The 20,856-nt window shown below is 37.9% G+C and carries 18 protein-coding genes; 10 read left to right on the forward strand and 8 right to left on the reverse strand.

What is annotated here, in order from left to right:
* Positions 1 to 20 precede the first annotated feature (20 nt).
* Together nqrM and ABMA70_RS03395 are read left to right on the forward strand one after the other, a co-directional pair.
* Entirely contained in the window at positions 21 to 233 is a 213-nt protein-coding gene (nqrM, locus tag ABMA70_RS03390) for a (Na+)-NQR maturation NqrM (protein WP_103216930.1), read from the forward strand.
* A gap of 237 nt (positions 234 to 470) precedes the next feature.
* Positions 471 to 830: a hypothetical protein gene (locus ABMA70_RS03395; protein WP_146037773.1), complete on the forward strand. Its 360-nt coding sequence runs from the start codon at positions 471 to 473 to the stop codon at positions 828 to 830.
* A 25-nt stretch (positions 831 to 855) separates the two neighbouring features.
* On the opposite strand, the gene ABMA70_RS03400 is transcribed toward ABMA70_RS03395, so the two are convergent.
* Both ABMA70_RS03400 and ABMA70_RS03405 read right to left on the reverse strand, forming a co-directional pair.
* On the reverse strand, positions 856 to 1,479 hold the full coding sequence (locus ABMA70_RS03400) for a class I SAM-dependent methyltransferase (protein ID WP_158246789.1): 624 nt from the start codon (positions 1,477 to 1,479) through the stop codon (positions 856 to 858).
* A 3-nt stretch (positions 1,480 to 1,482) separates the two neighbouring features.
* A complete protein-coding gene (locus ABMA70_RS03405) occupies positions 1,483 to 2,088 on the reverse strand; it encodes a YiiX/YebB-like N1pC/P60 family cysteine hydrolase (protein ID WP_158246788.1) in 606 nt (201 codons plus the stop codon).
* 130 nt (positions 2,089 to 2,218) lie between these two features.
* Here ABMA70_RS03405 and ABMA70_RS03410 point away from each other — a divergent pair, with 130 nt between their 5' ends.
* Both ABMA70_RS03410 and ABMA70_RS03415 read left to right on the forward strand, forming a co-directional pair.
* Positions 2,219 to 4,138 (forward strand): hypothetical protein, encoded by a 1,920-nt coding sequence (locus ABMA70_RS03410; RefSeq protein ID WP_103216926.1) that lies wholly within the window; start codon positions 2,219 to 2,221, stop codon positions 4,136 to 4,138.
* 14 nt (positions 4,139 to 4,152) lie between these two features.
* On the forward strand, positions 4,153 to 4,848 hold the full coding sequence (locus ABMA70_RS03415; RefSeq protein WP_392991550.1) for a M15 family metallopeptidase: 696 nt from the start codon (positions 4,153 to 4,155) through the stop codon (positions 4,846 to 4,848).
* On the opposite strand, the gene ABMA70_RS03420 is transcribed toward ABMA70_RS03415, so the two are convergent.
* On the reverse strand, positions 4,832 to 5,284 hold the full coding sequence (locus ABMA70_RS03420; protein ID WP_103216924.1) for a thioesterase family protein: 453 nt from the start codon (positions 5,282 to 5,284) through the stop codon (positions 4,832 to 4,834). The genes ABMA70_RS03415 and ABMA70_RS03420 overlap by 17 nt on opposite strands.
* A gap of 238 nt (positions 5,285 to 5,522) precedes the next feature.
* Here ABMA70_RS03420 and ABMA70_RS03425 point away from each other — a divergent pair, with 238 nt between their 5' ends.
* The 3 genes from ABMA70_RS03425 (at position 5,523) to ABMA70_RS03435 (ending at position 9,843) form a co-directional block, all read left to right on the forward strand.
* Positions 5,523 to 7,610, forward strand: coding sequence for a hypothetical protein (locus ABMA70_RS03425; RefSeq protein ID WP_392991548.1), 2,088 nt, complete (start codon positions 5,523 to 5,525; stop codon positions 7,608 to 7,610).
* A 241-nt stretch (positions 7,611 to 7,851) separates the two neighbouring features.
* Positions 7,852 to 9,051 (forward strand): tetratricopeptide repeat protein, encoded by a 1,200-nt coding sequence (locus ABMA70_RS03430; protein ID WP_392991546.1) that lies wholly within the window; start codon positions 7,852 to 7,854, stop codon positions 9,049 to 9,051.
* Between the two features lie 24 nt (positions 9,052 to 9,075).
* Positions 9,076 to 9,843, forward strand: a complete 768-nt coding sequence (locus tag ABMA70_RS03435; RefSeq protein ID WP_103216921.1) for a Nif3-like dinuclear metal center hexameric protein — start codon at positions 9,076 to 9,078, stop codon at positions 9,841 to 9,843.
* Positions 9,844 to 9,964: 121 nt separating this feature from the next.
* On the opposite strand, the gene ABMA70_RS03440 is transcribed toward ABMA70_RS03435, so the two are convergent.
* From ABMA70_RS03440 to ABMA70_RS03450, 3 genes are read right to left on the reverse strand one after another with little or no spacing between them, the layout of a single operon-like run.
* On the reverse strand, positions 9,965 to 10,456 hold the full coding sequence (locus ABMA70_RS03440; protein WP_103216920.1) for a PaaI family thioesterase: 492 nt from the start codon (positions 10,454 to 10,456) through the stop codon (positions 9,965 to 9,967).
* The gene (locus tag ABMA70_RS03445; RefSeq protein ID WP_392991544.1) at positions 10,456 to 11,262 is read right to left on the reverse strand and encodes a pyrroline-5-carboxylate reductase family protein; all 807 of its coding nucleotides are present in this window, start codon (positions 11,260 to 11,262) and stop codon (positions 10,456 to 10,458) included. The genes ABMA70_RS03440 and ABMA70_RS03445 overlap by 1 nt, the downstream gene beginning before the upstream one ends.
* Positions 11,262 to 15,368, reverse strand: coding sequence for a proline dehydrogenase family protein (locus ABMA70_RS03450; protein WP_392991542.1), 4,107 nt, complete (start codon positions 15,366 to 15,368; stop codon positions 11,262 to 11,264). Before ABMA70_RS03450 ends, ABMA70_RS03445 begins: the two co-directional genes overlap by 1 nt.
* 180 nt (positions 15,369 to 15,548) lie before the next feature.
* On the opposite strand from ABMA70_RS03450, the gene ABMA70_RS03455 reads away from it, so the two are divergent.
* From ABMA70_RS03455 to ABMA70_RS03465, 3 genes are all read left to right on the forward strand, one after another.
* On the forward strand, positions 15,549 to 15,908 hold the full coding sequence (locus tag ABMA70_RS03455; protein ID WP_103216917.1) for a response regulator: 360 nt from the start codon (positions 15,549 to 15,551) through the stop codon (positions 15,906 to 15,908).
* Complete coding sequence (locus ABMA70_RS03460) at positions 15,909 to 17,036, forward strand: hypothetical protein (protein ID WP_103216916.1); 1,128 nt, start codon at positions 15,909 to 15,911, stop codon at positions 17,034 to 17,036.
* Between the two features lie 103 nt (positions 17,037 to 17,139).
* Positions 17,140 to 17,721, forward strand: coding sequence for a hypothetical protein (locus ABMA70_RS03465; RefSeq protein ID WP_103216915.1), 582 nt, complete (start codon positions 17,140 to 17,142; stop codon positions 17,719 to 17,721).
* Positions 17,722 to 17,784: 63 nt separating this feature from the next.
* Here the strand turns inward: ABMA70_RS03465 and ABMA70_RS03470 are convergent, their stop codons facing one another.
* Positions 17,785 to 19,923 carry a hypothetical protein gene (locus ABMA70_RS03470; RefSeq protein WP_392991539.1) on the reverse strand — a complete coding sequence of 713 codons (2,139 nt, stop codon included), beginning with the start codon at positions 19,921 to 19,923 and terminating at the stop codon, positions 17,785 to 17,787.
* Between the two features lie 8 nt (positions 19,924 to 19,931).
* Positions 19,932 to 20,645 carry a hypothetical protein gene (locus tag ABMA70_RS03475; protein ID WP_103216912.1) on the reverse strand — a complete coding sequence of 238 codons (714 nt, stop codon included), beginning with the start codon at positions 20,643 to 20,645 and terminating at the stop codon, positions 19,932 to 19,934.
* Positions 20,646 to 20,856 lie beyond the last annotated feature (211 nt).

Genomic DNA, 20,856 nt, shown 5'->3' on the forward strand with positions numbered 1-20,856 from the left:
TTTTTCTATTGGAGAATTTTATGGATGCTAACATTAAACTATTCCTAATTACTTTCGCTGTTCTTGCTCTATCAATTACAGGAATGGCCGTTGGTGTAATTATTTCTAACCGTAAGCTACAAGGCTCATGTGGTGGACTTGGAAAGCTGATTGGTGAAGATTGCCAATTCTGCGACAAGAAGGATGAGTGTACAGAAAATCCAGAGCAGGCCGAAGACTGTCTAAAAGCTTAATCTAAAATACAAATCAAATATGCATAAAGGCCCCATTTTGGGGCCTTTGTTGTTCATAGATAGGGCCAAAAAGCGCCCCTTTCCCATTCGACACCACCCATAAATCTCTAAGTAGCTGATTGTACGTGTTCAATTTTTGGCACAGTTCATGCTTTTACTATAGCAACAAAGCTCTTAAACAGGATGTTTAAAGCTGAAGGCTTCAGGAAGAACGAACTTAGCGGAAAAGAGGCCATTATGAAAAGTACATTAAGGAGAGCACTTTACATCACTTTAGGATTAGTTATGTTATCGATAACAATCCAAGAGAAAGTTCACGCAAGAACTATGAAGAGAATCACGCCAGAACAGATCCAAAAACTAGATCGCGCTATGGCAATTGAGACCTTCAATGGTGAATTCCTCGACATCACAAGTGTTGCAAAAATTAAAAAGACTTTTGGGAATCTAGAAGGATTTAAAGATGGTGCACAAATCCAACTAGCAAATGGAGATGTACTAACTGCAAGAGATATTCGTTTTCTATATGTAGAAAGACTCAAGCAACAAAAGGAGAAAAGATTAGAAGTGGGGCGTACTCCACACGACGAAGAATAGTCGGAAATATTTTGGGAATCTGTAACTAATTTGCTACGTCTTCCTTAGTAGCAATGACCAGTAAGACATCCGGGTCGCTCGAAAGAGCGGCCCTTCTTTTTTTATCTGCAATAATTTTACGCCCATTTGGCAGCATCAAATAGATAATGCGAAACCCTGCTTCAGTCACGATCTTCTCATATTCAAGGTAGTCGAGAACTGTAACTGATAGGTCAGTAAGAAGCATCTCTTTGCTCTTAACCATCGCTTCAAAACAAAAAACTCCCCCACTATTCAAACGCTTAAAGACATTTCTTATATACTGAGAAATTTCATCTTTAGATTGTAAGTAATGAATTTGGTGAGCATCTAAAATAAGATCAAATGAGCGCTCGATCTGATCTAACTTGAGACTAGATAAACACTGAAATTCGAAATTGTTAAAATTTTGGCGGGCCTTATAAATGGCCTCTTCAGAAATATCGATGCCTAATAATTGAGAGAAATTGAAATTGGCCAAATTTAGACCTTGCCCACATCCAACCTCAAGGACTTCAATTTTATCGCTCTCAAACTTTACAAGAGTGAGGGCCTTTTGAACTAAGTCAATAAGAGTCTGAGATTTGAGAAAGTGATCGCTTTCTTTATGGGCCTGATTAAATTGATTCACAATTTAATATAGCGGCCCCATGTCTTTAAAGTCACCATCAAAACCAGTTGAGAAAAAGAAATCATTAGGAGAAAGCCCTAACTTTCCACTAGGAGGAAGTTTTCCACCGAAATAGATTTGCCATCCCTTAGGATTCTTATCATAGGTCATTGGAGCTGGTTTAAACTTCTCAATAGCATAAACGCTTTTAAGAAGCTTGTAGATGAACTCCGAACAATAAAGCTTATCATCATCCCAAAGATAATCGTGATCAAAGTCCATTCCAAGAAAGATTGACTTGTAATTTTCAATTAATTTTCTTTTCTTTGAGAAATTAATATGCTTTGGACGAATAACGTGTGGGACCTTATTCGAGTATGCTAGAAATGATTTTAGTGGCAGGTGGTGAACGCTTCCAAGAGATTGAGCAACATAAACTTGAGAACCTAGTTTTAGAACAATTCCTGAGTGAGAAAATGGGCCACCAGTTTCATTTTCGATCAGCTCACAACTGAAACAGTCCATATCTAACAAGATCACATCACCTGTTTGCAGATCACTTAATGGCAGTGCCACAGTTTTAAGGCTTACAAAAATAGAAATTAACACCAACAAACGTCTAAAATTCACAACCAAACCCCTGTAATAACAGAAACTTAAACGATAAAACAGCAATTGCCCTACTATTAAAAACTTAGGCTTTGCTGTTATACTAAGTAAGTAACTAGATTGATAGCCTAAAAAAGCAGGAAAAGTAAAAATGAAAGGCATTATTTTAACACTCATATTTTTAAGTTTTGCACTTGGACACTTCGAAGTCTTTGCGACGACAAACTGCCCGACAGGACAGGTTTTCAACGCTAGTTTGAATCGTTGTATGTATACAGAAGGTTCAATAAAGAATCGAGATGAGTATCAGGATTGTGACTCTAAATCGAGTGAGAGTGAACGCAATGCTTGTATGAAAGCAGCGGCCGATGCCAGACAACAAAAAACAATTAATGAGCTAAATGCTGGACGAGTTTCCGATAGTGATGTTGAAAGTAAAGGTAAGGGTAATTTAATAACTGGCTTTGCAGAAGCTTGGGGGATCGTTACAGGAGTTACGGCCCTAGTAGTTCCTAAGTTCTTTAACGGAGAAGATGCTGCCAAATCAACAACAAATGAGTCGGCTCCAGTAGACCCAAAGCAACAGCAATCAAATGCCCCTGATACTAATACATCAGAAGTATCAAAAGATGAAAACCGTTCAAGCTGTAAGTCTTGTATGCTGGTTGGTGCGATCTCGGCCTATAGCTTCTATCAAACTAAAATCAACAAAGAAGACGTAAAGAAGAAAACAAAAGAATTCAAAGAAGAATACGAGGAGATCTCAAAAGACCCTGAAACAATGAAGAATGCTCAAATTGCGGCATTTGATATGCTAGAAAAAGAACAAGAATATTTAGCAGATGTTTCTTCAAAACAGGCAAAACAATATAAAACACTGGCCCTAGGATATACAGCGGCAGCAGCTGTTGCAGTTTATGAGACATTTTCATCATTTGGGACAAGCTGTATGAACCAATCCCCAGGTGAAGCTGGTGGCGCTTCGAAGTGGAATTTCAGCGATATGGCAAATGGCTTTCGCTCGATCACTAATAATCCATGTACAGTTATTGTGGCCTCAGCAGTAACAGTCCCTGCGGCACTTACTGTTTCAAATCAAGCAAAGAAGAATAATAAAGATGCCAAATCGAATGTTGAGCAGATTAAGATTTTAAAAGAGAAGTATGTAAAGAGTGTTGCTTCATTTTGTCCAGATGGAAGAGATAGCTTAAGCAACCCTGCTTGTTACTGTTATACAGCACAAGGAAATAAGAATCCTAACCGCGAGAAATCTAAGACATGTCAGGACTACTGGAATAAGTATTCTGGATCATATGTAGCATCAGCTGACTCATCACGAGCAGCTCAAAGTACGAATCCACAAGGCTGTTTCTATGTTGATGGAAAGTTTGATCGCGAGTGTAATTGTCGTAAGCTAAAAAATAATAAGGGAGAAAATGCTTGTAAGAAGATTACGGTATCCCCTACTGCTTTAAGTTCACTTGGTGGACTTGATGTTACGGAAGCAATCAAAGCGGCCAATGCAACAACTCAGGGTAATGGTGGAACTTACAATGCTTCAACGACTGATGCACAAGCTGCCATGGCGGCCAAGGCGATGGATGCAATCAAAAAGAAGCTAGAAAATCCATTTAAGAAAAGTACAGGACTTGGACTTAGTAAGATTAGTGATGAGCTTGCAAAACAAGCGGGCCGCTATGGTGATAACAACAATGTATCAATCTTTAATGGTAACGGTGCAAGTGAAGCATTCGCTCGCTTAAGACCAACAGAGCCTTCATTTCAAGACGCAGTTGAAAATGTCTCGGCCAAGCTTCCTGCCAAGGGACTTGCAGCACCAGCAAAGAAAACTGTTAGAAAAACAACAAATAATAATACTAATCGATGGAAGTTCGATGACAACTCTAGCTCACAAGTTTTAAGTTTTGGAGCGGGAGCTGGTAATGGAGAATCGAACAAAAAATATGACTATGGTGATAACGATATTATCAAAGATAAGTCTGTTTCAATCTTTAAAGTTATCTCACATCGCTATGTTCAGTCAGGACTAAAGAAATTATTCTCTGAATAATAATTGGAAAATATATGAGCAAGGTAGACAAGGAAGTCTTATTCGGAATGACAAAAGATCATCTCATTTATGATGAGAGCATCAATCGCTACTTCCACAAAGATTCATTTGAAGACTTTAAACGTTTCAAAGAAGATGCGCTAAAAGATGGTGTCGATTTCTATGTCACAAGCTCTTTTCGATCTTTCGATGACCAACTCAGAATCTGGAATGAAAAGTGCGCCGGCAAACGCCCAATCTATGATCGCACGGGAAATGAACTAGATCACACAAAACTCTCCCCTTCAGAAATTGTAAGCGCTATTATCAACTGGTCGGCACTTCCAGGAACTTCTCGTCATCACTGGGGAACAGAGCTTGATGTTGTGGATGGCAATAGCTGGCCAGAAGGTTATCACATTCAATTAATTCCAGAAGAGTTTACACAGGGTGGACCATTTGCTGATTTTAGTAAGTGGCTAAATACAAAAATTGAAAATAACGAGAGTTATTCTTATTATAGGCCATATGTAGAAGATCTTGGTGGAGTTGCTCCAGAGGCATGGCATATAAGCTACAGTAAGGTTTCATCCGAGTATCATCAAGAATACACTTACGAGCTATTTTGCGAATTATTAGAGCATGAAAAAATGAAAGAGCTTACTTTCTTAGATGAAGTAAAAGCAAGCTCTGAAAAAATTTATCATCATTTCTTTAAGCTTTTAAACTAAGCCCTACCGCTTTTAACCAATCAGGATCATGGCCCATAAGTTTTCTTTCTTTTAGATCAAACAGCCCTGCGGTCATTTTAAATTTTGTATACACCTTACCTGTATCATCAAACATCTCTTGCTCGAAAGTTAGAACCTTACTATTAACAAAGCTTGTGGCCTTTGAGCGAATCTTTACATTTTGTCTTAGACGAAGTTCAGACTTAAAAGTGATGTTGATATCTAAAACGACAGGACCTCTTTTTTCACGCATAATGCGATCCATACCCCATCCATTCTTTGTAATCATGTCCCAACGGGCCTGCTCAAAGATAGTCAAATAGGTTGCATTATTCATATGACCAAAAGTATCGAGATGCGTCTCTTGTACTTGAAATTCGTAAATTCCCTCTTCGATATTAAAGTCTTCGATTGTATGTGCTCGTTGTGAAGTCATTTATTACACCCCTTATATACTGCTAAGTTGTTAATTTCTTTTCAATGGCCACAATCATGGGCGATCGTAAAATATGATTTTACATGGCCGGCCCCTAAAAATGAACATATTTTTAAGCACTTATCTTGTGCAACACCCCTCAAATCCCTAAATCATGCTTAAATACTCAACTTTTCGAAGAATTTAACCGATTAGAACTTATAATTTAAGTAAGGCAAACCTAACTTTCGAGTCACTTATGAGCAAGAAAACAACTATTTTAAATACTTTTACCTTAACTCTTCTAGCGGCTGCGCCACTTAATATGAGCTACGCAGGCACTGTGAATGTTGATTGTCCTGATCCAAGCACTGGTCAAATGGTGCCATTTGATATGCCATCGGATGGACGACAAGAGATACCACAGGAAGAGATTGATAACTTTTGTGGCCAAAAGCTAGCAGAGTTTCAAAAAGATAAAGAACTTGCAAATGGTTTGGCCAATGACGGTTCTGAACCAAATCAGCCAACTTCTCCTCCACAAGATGAAGGTGACGTAGCAAGTGATAGCGCAAAACATAAAGACTGGAATGGCTGTTTACAAGAAATGATGGCCAAAGAAAATAAATCTAAGATCGAGGCTTTCAAAGCTTGTTCTAAATCTGTAACAACTCTTGATTTTAAAAATGTTGAACCTGACTTTATTGGTAGTAGTGGTGCAATTAAGTGTCAAAGGGCCTTTAAGGTTTCAGGAACAAATGGAAATGCGAATTGGCAAGATGTTGCTCAAGAGGTTTACCGAAGTGGTAAAGCAAATTCAATTGACTATACAAAGGCCGTAGCTGTTTTCATCTATGCTAATAATTCACCTGAGGTTGATGGCAATGTTATTTCTGCCGCAGTTAAAAATGTTACAGCATGTAACCAAATTGCCGCTGCATTTGGAGAGAACCTTGAAGAGGATCGTCAATCAGAAGATCAATACTCAAATCCAGAGAAACTTACTTCAATTGATGGACGTATCACTTGTCGCCTATCAGGACTTGAAACCATTGACTATGACGAGTGTTCTAACTTAGTTCTTGCTCATAATGCTGCACAACTTGGAAAGACTGCAAATGCAACTTTCCAACAATTTCAAGCGCAAGACTTTAGTACAAAACAGCAAAATAAACTAATGAATATGGATGCGTCGGAAAACGTGACGACAACTGCCCTTAAGTCACAAAAAGATGGTCTGGCCAAGCAACAAACAATGGCCGAAACACGTCGTACAATTGAAGTTGCAAGACTAGGAACGATCTTAACGATGACTTCTAGTATTCCGACTAGTGAAACATATTTTGAAACAAATGAACTTTGTAAGAGACCAGTTGAACAGGCACTTTCAGGAATTGCAGAATATATAATTAATGACGGTGGTGCAGGATCAATGGGCTCACCAGAACAGATTTGTAAGCTAAACTTTGGTAGTAAGAAGTTTTCAATTCTAAGAAACGGTGAAGCGAAAAGAGCTGGTAACCAAATCGCAGCTGAAGCTGGGGTTGATGTGGCGAAAGAACAAATGGCCGTAAGTCAGCTTGGTAAACAACAAAAAATGATTTCAAGTGCTATTGGTAAAATTGAAGGAATGGAGACAATGGAGCTTCCAGAGGACTTCTTTGAAAACCAAGATGTCTATATGGAGTTTTGTCAGGCCAACCCTGCACATGCACAATGTCAGTCAGGTTGGGCAAATACAGTAAATGTCCCATCATTTGGTGACTACTCGGTAGGTGGATTTGGTACAAATCAGGCATACCAACACACAGAACAAGATCAAGCGGTAGCTGCAACTGCCGCAAGTACAGATGACCCAACATCAGCAGGTGTGGATACATCAACTGTTGTGAATAAAGCGAAAACAGGCGGAGGACTAAAAGGTAATTTTGGGCCTGTTGCAACCGTATCAGAAGGTGGTCAAATCGCTCAAGGTGCCGGTGGTGGAGGTAGTTCACCAGGCGGTGGAGGCGGTGGCGGAGGTTCATCTGCTGGAGGTGCTGCGCAACCAGAAGCTCTATCTGGAGCTGGCGGAAGCGGGCTTAAAGGTATCAGCTATGTTGGAGGTCGTGGACCAAGCTTTGTTGGTGGAAGAGGAACGGCTTCAGTTAAGAAAAAGAATAATGGTAATCCATTTAGTAATATGTTTAAGAAGAACCAAGACCGTAATCTAAGTTCACTAAACTTTAAAGGTAAGTCGGCAATTGGTGCAAAGACAGATGATATCTTCCAGAGAATTTCGACGGCATACGACAAGGCCAACGACGCTGGAAATCTTCTGAAGTATGAAACAAAAACTCTTGAATAAAGAACACTTAGAAAACTCATAAAGTTACATATTCTAGACACTGGGGCCAATTTTTTGGCCCCATCTTATTTTCCTCTATTAGATTTCAGTCATTTAGAAACAATAAATTTGGCACGAAATGTGTATATGTATAAAGTAACCGGTCGACGAGATGTTGATGCGTCACAACGTAGACAAGATGAATTATAGAGTGCATATTTCAGGGACGAGATATGATTATTCAAGGGAAGAAACCACTAAAATGAATACAATTCAAGAAATTCTATTAAGCGAACTTACTCAATCAAGAAGCTACTTAGAAAGGATTCTACATGCTGTATGTGAATTGAGTGAAACACACCTCGATGCTAAGGCACGCCTTATTATTGAAGAGTTTAGTACTGAATACGATAAATTAGTAAGCGAATTACTGATTCCATCTCACTTTGGAGACCTTAGTCTTCTCCACCAGAATAATTTTCGCCAAGGTCGAGAAAACCTAAGGCTTATGAATAATTTGATCGAAAGCTTCATTGCTCTCGCTCCAAAAAATGACGATGAAGTTGTTGGTGTGATCACTCGCCTAATCAATCTTTCATATAAGTACACTAGAGAACTACACCTTATCTTAATTGAGCGCTCGTCACTTGATGTCGCCACACCTCGTATGGGGCTTTTAAAAGCAATTGATATAAAAGAGAAGAAAGAAATCATTGTTGCAAAAGAGATTATTAAAAAAGGTCCTTTCACACTTATTGAAGGTGGAAGAATCGATGAAGATGAAGATGAAATGGAGCTTGAAGAAGACTTCACTCCACCACTATACTTTCTAGAATCACTTGAGATTCTAAATCTTGCCCACTCTAAAACTGCACCAATTCTTGGAATGAATGCTAAAAGAGAAGAGAAATACGAACAGTATATTACTGAAGCACATGTATTAGTTTCTAAAAAAGATCTCGCTGGTGCTCTTGAGTTATTCGATAAGGCCCGTGGTCACAAAGAAACTGCGGAAGTACTGACTCTTATGGGTTGGGTAACTTCTCAAATGGGAAATATTGAAGATGCGAAATCACTTTGTCTAAAAGCAATTGAAATCGATCCAGAATATGGTGCTCCTTATAACGATCTAGGTACACTTCTATTAAATGAAGGTCATATCAATGAATCAATCAAATGGTATGAACTAGCAAAAAAAGCACCAAAGTACACTAATCGCGAATATCCATATATCAATGCAGGGCGCGCTTACATGCAGCTAAATAACTTTGATAAAGCAATGGAAGAATTCGAGGTTGCTCTAAAGCTAGTTCCAGAAAATCAGGAACTGCGTCATACAGTAAGCAAAATTCGCTCTAGTGTAACGAAACAAGAAAATGTCGAAAAGAGTCACGGTTTTGAAAAGTTCAAAGTTGATTTCTCTGGCCGCCAAGGGGATAATGATAACCAACCAACACAATAATTTTTAACGGTATGGATATCACTTATGGCAACAGTTTCAGCAAAAGAGCTTGGAAAATTCTTAGCAAAACACCTTAATACTTATGAGTATAACGACTATGGCCCAAATGGCCTACAAATCGAAGGTCGCTCAGAGATTTCCAAAATAGCATTTGCTGTTTCGGCCCAAAGAGATTCAATTGCAAAGGCCTGTGAATTTGGTGCAGATGCAATGATTGTTCACCATGGGTTATTTTGGAAATTTCATGGCGTCAGAACTATTACAGGAAGTTTCGCAAAAAGAGTAAAGCCTCTTATTCAAAACGATATCAATCTATTTGGCTACCACTTACCTCTTGATGCTCATCTCGAAGATGGAAATGCAGCAGGTATCGCCAAAGCAATCGGACTTAAAGACTTAGGTCCATACGGTGACTACAAAGGCATGCCTACAGGTGTTCAAGGTAAATTCGAAAAACCATTAAAACCAAACGAACTAAAAGAACTATTAAAGAAAGTTCTTAATCACGATATCATTCACAGTGAGCCTAATGATGAAGAGATTTCATCAATGGGAATAATTACAGGTGGAGCAAACTCTGACTGGCGCTACTGCGTGCGCGAAGGGCTTGATGCTTATCTTACAGGTGAGATGAGCGAGCACGACTGGCACGAGTCACGTGAAGAAGGAATTCACTTCTTCGCTGGAGGCCATAATGCGACAGAAAGATTTGGTGTAATTGCTCTTAAGAAATTAATTGAAGAAACATATGGGCTAGAGTGTATCTTTATTGACTCCCCTAACCCTGCTTAAGCATCCGCGAAATTGTTTGCCCAAAGGCAAACTATAGTTCGCGGTGCTAGCTCCCCACTCTTTAGCTGAAAAACTAATCGAGAGCGAGGGTCCACGCCCGAGCGGTTCGCCTCAGGAGCAATTATTTTCTCTTTAAACTTAAAGTAATCGTAAACTTTGCAACTGGCTCATCACCTGAAACATCAGGACAAGTTGCAATAATATCTAGTGGTAGATTGTGACGCTCTTCACTTGCTAATACTTTTTCAACAAAAGCATCAATTTCTTTTCCCTGAGAACAAGTAAAGACCGTATCCCCTTCTGCTCTTTTTAAGAACTCTGCATGGAACTCTTTGAAAGCAAGTGACACTCTCTTTCCCTTATCCATCGTCTTCTTCATTGCTGCAAAACCGCCAGCAAGGTCTGCCCCACAAGCAAGGGCACCAAAGTACATACTATTTAAATGATTCTTAGAGCGACGAGAAAGAGGAATCTTGATAGCTGTAACTTCATCACTAAGCTCAAGTACTGTTGGTCTTAGCCAAAAAATCATTGGTACTTTTGTTAAACCAAAGAGTCTAACAAATGCAGTATTTCTTAAACCTTCAGGTAATTTATCTAAAACCTTTTTCATTACTTATTTCCTTTTAATTCAAGTGTTCTCTGGTAAGCACGCTCTATTGCACGATTAAACATCTCCTCCATTCCCGATTCTTTAAAAGATTCAAGGGCCTCATAAGTCACACCATTTTTTGATGTGACATTATTGCGAAGAGTTTGCGCATCATTGTTTTGTGAAAGCATTCGACCAGCACCTTCTATTGTACCCGCAATCATTCTATGTGCAAGCTCGCCGTCAATTCCACGTGCCTTCATATCCTCAATTAAGATACGTGCAATTTCAAAGAAGTATGCAGGGCCAGAGCCAGAAAAAGGAGTAATCGTATCGATATCGTCTTCATTGTCGAAAACGGTGTTAATCCCACTTGAGTTAAAGGCCTGCCAGAAAGCATTCCACTTATCTTGATGAACACTCTTTGACTTATAAAGTGCATTTACCCCAAGACCCACTTGGGCAGGAGTATTTGGCATAATTCGAATAATTTGATCAGATAACAAATTTTCAGTTAGGGCCTGAGAATCACTTCCCGCTAGGAGTGAGACAATCGTTAGATACGGATGTGTTAAGAAGTCAATTTCAAGGGCCACTTGCTTAAGTTGTTGAGGCTTAAAACAGGCCCAAAGATAATCAATATGAGTATTTCGTAACTCCTCTAGGTCTTTTACCCAAGTAGCACCAAAATCCAGTGCAAAGCTCTTTGCCTTATCACCACTTGGTGTAAAAACAAGGAATTCACAATCATCAGAATTCTCGATGAAACCAGGGATTAGAGCGCGGGCCATATTACCCGCTCCTAAAATTAAGTGACGATACTTCATTACGAGTCTAACTCCATCGGTGCTCCATGCCTCATGATATTTACAGCGTAGCTTCTTTCACATGAGAATAGATGGAAAAGATCAAAATATGATCCATTAACATAATCCTCAAGTGGTGAAATAAAAGATGTCATAACAAATTGACCATTTTTTTCACCAACAGCAGAGTTAAACTCTTTAATTGATTCAAGATCACCGTCACAAATAACAACATCAAAATTTTCATTTAGAAGAGTGTGCATCTTTTCTTTGCTAACGTGATAACAATCAATATTCTTTTTAGAGAAACGATTCTTCTTAAGAATATCTATTAGATAATTCCACCAACGATAAGCTTCAGCATTTGAACAAAGAATTGTTACACCTGTACCAGTTGTTAAAGACATAAGAACAGCAAAGAATGTTTGCATATTAATTTCTTCATTTAAACTCAAATAAAGTGCACGGTCTTTATTACAATCAAATACAGAGTAATTGATTTGTCCTGGAATATAACGGTTATCGCGTCCCTTATTTAAGAAATCAAGATAGTCAACTTCAAGCCATTTCTTAAGATCTTTAAGAGCATGTCTCTGTTCTCCAAACGTCCCAGGAAATAATGGACCAAAATTACTAATGATTTCGTCTAGTGCTGAAAGCATTTTTTCACGTCTAACAAAGTGGTCAGAAGAAGAGCTACGAGATACAACTGGTTCGTAATCACTTCCGTTATCAAAAGTAGAAGTCTTAAGTTCTTCAGAGTTACTTCTTACAAAAAGACTTCTTAGGTAATCAACACCACCGGCCTTTGGCCCTGTCCCCGACATCTTGAAACCACCAAAAGGCTCAATAGCAACGCGAGCACCTGTAATAGGTCTATTAATATAGTTATTTCCGATAAGCATTCGCTTTGTTAGGAAATCAATATCATCTTGTGATTGAGAGAAAACACCACCTGTTAGGCCATACTCAACACTATTAAAGATATTTAACGCGTCTTCGTAATCATCGTATGCAACGACATGGATAACTGGAGCAAATAATTCACGAGAAGCAAAACTATCTTTTTCTAAAGCACGTGACTTTGGAAGTTCGATAATTGTTGGGCCTACACAGTAACCTGGAAGATTTTCTTCTGAGCGGTTAACGTGGACAACTCCACCGTATTTATTTGCCTCTTCACTTGCTTCTTTGACTTGAGCAATGAGACGATCTTTTTCTTCTTGGCTCACTAGTGGATTAATGAAACTTGCAAAGTCCGTTGCTGGCCCAACGTAAATATCGTTAGCAGCTTGCTTAAGTCGAGCAACTAATTTGTCTTTTACTTCTTTATGAACAAGAACACGTGAAGCAGCAGAACATTTCTGACCAGCGTGCGCAAAGGCAGAATAAAGAATACCAGATACTGTCTCATCGAGTTCAGCATTATTTGTTACAATAACAGCGTTCTTACCACCCATTTCAGTGATAACACGAACTGGATAGCTCTTGCCTGTGTTGCGATTCTCATAAAGTCTTTTTGCACAAGTCTTTGCAATATGAACACCGACAGGTTTTGAACCAGTAAAGATAACACCTGCAATACGCTTATCCTCAATTAGTTTTTGACCAACAGTCTCACCAACTCCAGGAAGATGAATTAGGGCATCTTTAGGAACACCCGCTTCATGAAATAGTGCCACAAGCTCACAAGTGATAAGAGGAGTTTGCTCTGCTGGTTTTAGGATAACAGTTGATCCAGTTAGCAAGGCCGAAGCTGTCATCCCGCACGGAATTGCTAGAGGGAAGTTCCATGGAGCAATAATGGCAAATGGGCCACGGGCCTTAAACTCTTCATTATCTCCTACTTCAGCTAGCCTTCTAATATAGAAGTTTAAAAAGTCGATTGCTTCATCGACGTCAGCTAATGCTTCACCGATGGCCTTACCTGATTCATGCATAATTAGTGCAGAATAGTAATTGCGACGCAGATACATCATCTCTGCAGCTCTTGCCATAACGGCCGCTCTTTCTTGCCAAGAGGCCTTTGACCACTCACCTTCGTAGAAAGAATTATCAATTGTATCGATTGCTCTTTCAGTATCGTCTAAATTGGCAAAAGTAATTTTACCAACGACACTCTTTCCATCAGATGGAGAAAGAACAGATTCAGACTCTCCACTTAGAGCAAAGTCTGTTGCATAGTCTTTACCTAGTTCAAACTTTTCAAATTCACTTCTAAAATACTTCAGTTCTTTTTCAAGGTAAGTTTTTAGAGGTGGACAGTTACTAAATTGCCCATGAACCTGAGTTAGAGTTGAGTCTAAATTTAGAAGACCTTCATTCTGGTGCTTTTTAAAGATATCATTTGGCGCCATAAGCTTTGCATTCTTCTTATGACTTCTCATGATTGTTAAAACTCCTACTTGTGAAGAGTTTTCCATAATACGACGAACAAGGTAGGCCATCCCTACGATAAGTGAACCAATTGGAACATAATTTCTTACGGCCCATCCCATCTTTGCCATAGCTGTCGAAAGTGCTTCATAAGTCATGTGAAGACATTGGTGCTCAATTTCATCAATTTCTTTAAACTTAATTTCTCTTAAAGCTTCAGCGTATGAGTGATCCGCAAAGTTGTGAGAAGCAATACAAAGCTTGATATGTGGGAAAGCTTTGTAAATCTCATAAATCATCTGTCTAAAATTAATATCTGTTTCTTCTTTGTTTAAGAACTCTGGAGCATTATGTCCATGGGCCTCGGCCTCTACAGTTTCAGCATCCCAGTATGCACCCTTAACAAGGCGAATTGGCATAATCATGCCACGCTCTTTTGCAAGCTCAACAACGTCTTGAAGATGGTCATAACAATCACGAAGATACGCTTGAACAACAATTCCTGTATCTGCATAATCTTTAAGCTCTTCAGTCTCTAGGAGAGCTTTCTTATAAATTTCAAAAACGATATCACGATAGTGATAATGTTCAGCATCGATATTAATAAATACCTGTTGCTCTTTAGCCGTCTTTAAAATTTTAATAAGCCTTGGGGCAACTAAGTTATAAGTGTAATCAAAAGCTTCAGGTTTGAAGTCTGAGCAAAGGGCAGAAACCTTAATTGAAACGTGTGCTCTTAAGATACCTGCTTTATTGCGACTACCTGGAGTAATGTGCATGCTAAAACCATTAACAAGATTTAAAACCTCATTCATATAGTTATCAGCTTCTGATTCAGAAACAACTAACTCTCCGAGTTGGTCTAGAGTTACATCTCTTCCCGTATTAAAGATTGCTGCAAAATTCTTTTGTGCGCTTTCAATCGTTTCACCAGCAATAAATCTCTTTGCCATAAAGCGAACTTTGAAACGTACAATATTGGCCAGCGCCTTGGCCGGAAAAATGCGAACGGCCAGAAGAACAAAATAAAATAGAACCACTAACTGTGGAGGAAGAGGTTGGCGATCCCCCTTCAAGTCTAATCTTTTTGCTTTCTTAGAATCAAGAATAAGTCTTCTCAGAGACTCTCTTAGAATTCGCTTTACCTCTTTTCCTTCTTTATCATGATCTAGAGAAGGAAGAATTGCTAAGAACTTAAGCAAGTGAATTCTAAGAAGTGCATAATTTGCAGTAAGACCAAGAGCGAAGTCAGAAATCTTTTCAAAGAAAACGGGTTTGTAATCATTAAGAAAAGAAAGAAGCTTCTTAGTGATCGTATCTGACATTTCAGAAACAGGCTTATCTTCAATTTCACTTAGTTTAGTTAGTCCATAACGGTGAGTTATAATATTACTTACACCTGGAAAATCAGCAATTTTAACACTCATCACTTTTGTAACGTGTGCTTTAAACTTTTTATACTCCTCACTCTCTTCACCAACAAAGTTATCGAGTAAAAATATCTCATTTGCTAATTTAATATTACATAGACGAAGTACTTTTTCGTCCTTATCAATTCCCAATAAGAATTGAACTCCTTCAAGACCAATTTGAAACTTGAATGAAGAATCAAACTCTGTCCAAAATAGTAAATCTTTCTTAATCGATTCTTTGATTTGTTGGCCATCCAGTATAAGAGGCCCAAAATGATCATAATAGTCTAAGCGAAATGTATCATTTAATTGTGTGCTTTTAACCACAGGTAGCTTCACATTAACTCCAAATTAAAGTGTGTTTCTTAACGAAAAGTTGATTTCTTTTGTCATTTAATTATCAGCGGGTATAATAAACTAAAGTAAAGGTTTAAAAAACAAAATTCACACATTTAACCCATAGCAATAAATTACTAAAAATTACTTTTGAAATGACCTTAAATTTGGGAAAATAAATATATGAATGAAGAGATCTTATTTATCGATGACGATGAGAATATTGCTGAGCTCTTTGCTCTTACCCTAAGCCAAGGTGGCCATGAAACTTTAGCACTAAGCGGCGAAGTTGACGTAGAGCACTACTTTGAAAATATTAGCGACAATCTTAAAATCGTCATTGCAGACAAGAATATGCCAGTAATTAATGGTGCAGAAGTTGTGCGTCGTTTTGAAAGCAGTCCGAAGGCCGGTACTTTAAAGTATATTATCATCTCTGGTGATGAAGAACTGGATAATGACGAGCTTCAAGGTAAGGTTCACTTCATTAAAAAGCCCTTTAAAAAAGAAACTCTATTCTCAGTAATCGAGGACATTATTTAAATGCGCAATTTGATTTGTTTATTAATCACACTTCTTTCTGTAAAGGTATCTGCCGTCACTTATACGATGGATGACCTACGTGTGCTTTATAAAGACAAGTCTCACCGTGAATACATGAAGCACTTCTTAGACGTAAGGCCGTCTCAAAGAGATTTTGAGTGGAAGAAGATGACACGTGAAATGGCAACTTCTTACGTTGAAGACTTAATAACAAAGAATGAAGTTAATAGTACTCAGTTCAAAATTATTACTAAATATATCGAGAATAAAAACTTAAAGGCCTATGCCTTTTTCACTCTGGCCTATTCAAAGTATGCCAGACTTTATTTTCAAAAGTGTAATGACTGCCAAAAGGATTTAGATACATATATATCTCACTCTGCACGTTATCCTGATATTGATTTTGATATCTATAAAACACTCTCAAACTCTTTACAGAGTAAATACGATAACCTCGTTAAGGCACCCTTAAAAAGTAACGATTCAATTTATTACTGTCGAGAGGAGCAAGGTCAAAAGGCATTCTTACAAATTATTGTTAAAGAGATTTCACGAACAGATACAAAGGCTTCAATTATTGAGAAGGCAAAGGATATCTTTAATCCGGACTGCTTGAATGGATTCGCAAAGAGTGATTTAGAATCTCTACTTAAACCTAGTGACTACAATAGTGAAATCATATTTCTTACATTCAATGCATTCGACAAAATTGATGAGCAGCTAAAATCTGTTTTTCTAACAAACTATCTTCTAACAAATCCAATTCCTGGCCCGGTGATGAATATGGCCTGGAACAAAATGGAAGAGCTATCGGCCAATTACGACAGCAGAAAGAAGGTTTTAACAGATCTTCTAAAATACCACCCCCTAAGAGGTGAAATTTTTCATCGCAGAAATGGGAAGGCCAGCACCAAAACGAAAGTTATCATCAAGAGATTCGCAAAGAATTTTCCAGAGTACATTGAAAACTATGCTCAGATCTGCCTCAGTTTTTACGACGGTAAAAAGAAATTTCCTCGTGGAAATCCTGCTAGATACTGTGATGACTTCATGAATGAGGACGTTGCAGGCCAGTGGCTAAGCGATGAAGTCCGACTTCAATACTCTGGTGCGAAGAAAATCAAGTAGTTATATCCAGTACATTCTACAACTCGCCGCACAAAGGCTTGCCTGATAAGGCCAATTATGGGAGGATGCCCATATCAACAAATAATATTAGGGAATTAGGGAAATGAAAAAAACAATACTAGCACTACTACTTGCATTGCCGATATTTGCAAATACTGGTGAGCAAGACCAACAACCTGCTCCTCAGCCATGCCTTGAGTTAACTCAAGAAAAGCTTATTGGGCTAGAGAGTAAGCCAGGAAATGAACTAGTGTTTATCTCTAATAAATGTTCATATGCAGACTTCTCAAAAGAGCTAAAAGAGAAGCTACAAAGTGCTATTGTTGGTGATAGTGAAACTAGACTTCAACTTCTTTTAAAAGACGAAAAAATCAATATCATCATGGACACACTTGCCACAGATCATGTTGGTTCAACTCGTTTCTCATATGAAGACACAAAGAAGATCGAAGATTTCTATTCTTCGACAAAAGCTGACTCATTAAAGCAGTCTGGAAATCTAGAATCTTTTAGAGAAGAACAATCTGACGACTTTTACTTAGTGTTATTTTTTAATGCCGAAAAAGATCGCCTAATTGTTATCTACAAGAGACTAACAGAAGCTCCTGTTAAGCCAGGGCCGACTGAGCCTTCTGAACCAAATGATGGTTCATCAGATGATCTTCCTTCTGAAGAAGTTCAATAAATCAAAAGGCCCTTGAAGTCATTTTCAAGGGCGCAAAATTTCATAATATAAATTTAAATAGAATTATAGAATTAAAAATTTCTTGGCATAGAGACTTGCGGCCAAGTCTGCATTATTACGATTTCGATTTTCAACTCGGTAGCCGATAAAGACACGCTTCCCAGCTTGAAAGCGATAAGCTGGAGTAAGCCTTACAAACTTATCCATATCACCTTTGTAGACAATAAATTCTTCACCAGGCTTTAGATCCTTGGCATTGATAAGAAGTGATCCGAGATCGATACTCTCAGCACCCCAAGAAACCTTGATCTTTTTAACCTCACCTTTTTCACTTGCAATACTTCTACCCTTTTCATCTTTCTCATAGGCAAGGCCATTGAACATTTTTGAAATCTCAGATGCATCAGGGTGATTTGTAATCGAAGCCGGCAGAGTTGCTCCAGAACTTTGAAGATTATTTAAATCAATATTAGGCGCTGAACGTCCAGTGATATCAACAACTGTTGCTTTTGCTTCAGGTTGTGTAAAAGTAGAACTACCTGTTGAAGAAGTTCCTGCGCCACCTGTGGCAAAGTTTGATCCACCACCAGATCCGGCACTTGCAACATTTGCGATCGGATAATTAGCTGCTCCGTTTGTACCTCTTCCTCTTCTACTTCTTTCAATTGGCTCTAGAGTTTCAGCATCATAACGTTGGTACTTATCTTGATTTTCACGCGCTATCTTTTCTCTCTCTCTTTTTAGTCTTTTCTTTTGTGCTTCTAGAGCACTTGCAAGAGAGCTCCCCGCTTCTCTTAACGCCTTAACTGAAGCAACGATATCTTTTGTTGCCTTTGAAGCATTATTAGACTTTCCACGACGTCCAAAAGTAAGAGCACGATTTTGACTCGGCCCTATGGGCTGAGTTGAGCTATTCATGGCCGCCTGTTGTTCAGGTACGGCATCCATCATTTGTTGTTGAATTTGCTGCACTGACTGCTCTTGTGGAGCAGCTGTAGGTTGAGCAGGAGCTGTTTTTGACTTGTCATTAGAGGCAAGACTTGTTGACACAGCTTCAGATTTTTCCGTTGCAAAGAATTGAGAAACTAGTGAGTCTTGTTGATTCACAGATGCCTGATTTCTTCCCGTTTTTACAATTTGAACGATATTATTGTAATCATCGTCATCAAGATTTTTCTTAAAATACGCTAGATCATCGTCATTGATTTTACCTTCAATAACATCATTGGAAACTTGGTTTCCAATAATTTCTTTTAAAAAAGTTATTTCCTCATTATTAACATTTTCACTAGCGATCAATCTTTTAAGGGCCACAATCGCTTTTTGAGTATCAACTTGGCAGCCTCTAACAGAGTATGGTGCTTCATCAATACAGACTTCTTTACATAAAGGAGACACTTCTTCGTCTTTCTTCTCATATGCTAAGAATAGATTTGATAATGTATTATTATCGGTATTGATATCTTTTATTGGACGATCTTTTATTTTACAAAAGTAATTAAAAGAATCGACATTTTCTAATGTTGGTAAATCGAAATCAAAATTATCATATTCAACACCAGTTAATGATTCATTTTGACATAGGCCAATAACTTGGCTCGTAAACTGTTCACACGATTTATCTAGTTCGGCCTGAACACTTGCTGTATTACCTTCAATTGAGCTCTTTCGAACAAAAGTAGACGAACATGAATTTGAGCGGAAGTGATCAATTGTTTTCTTTCCGCCACCTGAGTTTGTATTAAAGATTTCTAAATAATCTGCAAACATTTCTTGTGAAAAATTTGTTCCCTCATATTCAGGAAACATTTCACTAATCATTTGCGCATCACAATTATTGACTAAGGTGTCATGAAGTTTACAATTAAGAGTAAGATCTGGATTATCATTTACCGCGATAGTTTCAGCAAGATCAAAAATAATACTTTTTAAAGCTTTCCCATTTTTTTGGCGAAACATCTTACGACTAACATCAAAGTCAGTGTCTTGATTTTTTGAAATACATTCACAATACGAATCAGAGTTTAATTCTAATCCAATTGAGCTCTTACAAGACTCACCTACCTTTGCCTTCACTCCGCCAATGCTTTGTGAAATTTCCTCAATAGTGCTTGATTTAAAAATTGCGACAATTCCACTTCTACACTCACTGTGAGCATTAAGAGTAAATAAGAATATTAAAAGAATTCTAAATATTTTCAATGTCTAAATCACCTTATTGATATCGGCATATTTGGTTCTTCTTTCTTTATCTGATTAAGTGATTTAACTGGATATAATTGATAGCGAGAAGACTTTAGTCTTTTCATTGCAGCTATATATTCATTCGAAGACTCAGATTTATTTTTATAATTCTTCTCTAAATATTCATAAACATGATACATTGGCCCCTCAAAAACTCGACCTTCTCTTTCAATTCGAATAAATGCATTTGGATCAAGCCCACCATATGGAGACTTCATAATATTTCCCATCGCATGACCAACATTTCCACCTTTAATCATATAGGCGAAGAAGTTCTCACGAAATGGCCAACAGTTCATAGATAAAACGTATCTAAAAAAGAAATCTTTATGATCACCATCTTTATAAGTCTTATCAATATGTTTCATAACTGAACGATACGATGGATCGATTTCGTTCGGAACTGCATAGGCATCGCAAACCGTTCGTTTATCAGGCTTTAAAATTTCATCGATATTATCAGGGAATATAGGATAATTAGGATTTGCTCCATGACTTCTTACATTTTGTAATTCGACAATTTGTTCAATATTATTCGTATTTTTAGAATCAAGAGTATTTGGAATAGCATTCTCTAAACAATCAGGTGTTGCCTCACTTGCAGAGTCCTTTCCACTTGCAGCAAATATACTTAACTGCGTTGAAAGTGCTAAAATAGAAAATAAAATCAACTTCCTCATAAACTAATCCTTTGTGAACTAATCGGAAGCAAAATATTTGACTTTAGGGTTTAGTTCACAAAATCTTGCATAATTTCAATAACTTACTTGAGTGAACCTATTCACTAAGTAATTGAAAACACGTCATTACTAGAGATAACGCCTCAGCTATTATTATAAATGAACTAGAAATTAAGAACAAAGAGAGGGCCTAAGCACTTGATTGCTCATA

The sequence above is a fragment of the Halobacteriovorax sp. XZX-3 genome, from assembly GCF_043196495.1.
In the GTDB taxonomy this organism is placed as follows: Bacteria; Bdellovibrionota; Bacteriovoracia; order Bacteriovoracales; family Bacteriovoracaceae; genus Halobacteriovorax_A.